General features: G+C 66.7%; 1 protein-coding gene. It reads left to right on the top strand.

Going from position 1 to position 1,430, the window contains the following annotated elements; translation table 11 throughout:
• On the top strand, positions 1-1,430 hold a 1,430-nt coding region (locus tag ACODRW_RS24255), incomplete at both ends, for a type VI secretion system Vgr family protein (protein ID WP_488906913.1).

The raw sequence follows: 1,430 nt of genomic DNA, 5'->3' as shown, positions 1-1,430 counted from the left end.
CAGCACCCTGCTCGCCAGCTTCGCCTCCGCCTTCAACCAGGACCAGCGCCTGCTCACCCTCAGCCTGGGCGACGGCAGCGTGGCGGCCGAGCAATTGCTGCCGCTGAGCTTGGCCGGCGAAGAAGGCGTGTCCCGGTCTTACGCCTACCAGCTCACCTGTCTGTCTCCGGACGGCAAGATCGAACTCAAGAGCCTGCTCGGCCTGCCGGCCCGGCTCGGCATCCTCGACGCCGCCGGCGCGGAGAGCCTGCGCTGCGGCGTGGTGTCCAAGGCCGAGTGCCTGGGTTCGGACGGCGGTTTCAGCCGTTATCAGCTGACCATTGAGCCGCCGTTCGCGCTGTTGCGGCACCGCGTCAGCTCGCGGGTGTTCCAGGATCAGTCGGTGCCGGACATCGTCACGCAGATTCTGAGCGAGCATCAGCAGGCCAATCCGGTATTCGCCCGCGTGCAGGCCCAGGACTTCAAGACCGGCCCGGCGTCGCCGCGTAGCTACTGTCTGCAGTACCGCGAGAGCGATTACGACTTCATCGTGCGCCTGTTGCACGAAGAGGGTTACGCCTGGCGTTTCGACCATTTGGACGGCGACACGCCACAAGTGCGCTTGGTCGCCTTCGACGACCCTTACAGCCTGCCGCCGGCCGGCGTCGAGCGGGTGCGTTTCCACCGCAGCGACGCCACCGAAGCCGAAGACGGCCTGACCGAGTGGAACGCCCAACGCCAGATCGTTCCCGGCGCGGTGGCTTTGGCCAGCTTCGATTATCAGCCGGTGCAGACCCAGCACAGCGGCGATGACAGCCGCATCGACCAGGGCCAGAACGGCAAGGCGCTGCAATCCTCCTTGCACGACTACGACCCGCAATCGCTGTACTACGCCGGCGACGCCGACCAGCTCAGCCATTACGCCCAGCTGCGCCAGCAAGCGCATGACCTGAACGCCAAGCAATTCAGCGGCGGCGGTTCGGTGCGCGGCCTGGCCGCCGGCCAATGGTTCCGCCTGGACGACCATCCGGCCCACGAGGGCGACAGCAGCGAACAGCGCGAATTCGTCGTTACCCGCCAAGCCTTAAGCGCGCGTAACAACCTGCCGGCGGATCTCAAAGCCTTCCAGGATGGCAAGGAAGCCCAACCCTTCCGCGCCGACTTCGACGCCCAACGCCGCGGCGTGCCGCTGACCCCGGCCTACGCTCATACCGAACTGGCCAAACCCAAGTCTCGCGGCGTACAGACCGCCACCGTGGTCGGCCCCCAGGGCGAAGAAGTCCACACCGACCAGCACGGCCGCATCAAGGTGCAATTCCACTGGCAGCGGCCGGAAGAACACCCGAGCATAGGCGCTAACCTCGACGACAAATCCTCCTGCTGGCTGCGCGTGGTCATGCCCAGCGCCGGCGCCGGCTGGGGCCACCAATTCATCCCGCGCATCGGCCAGG

Source organism: Chromobacterium sp. FG89 (assembly GCF_057808735.1).
This window is presented reverse-complemented; position numbering and strand designations above follow the sequence as displayed.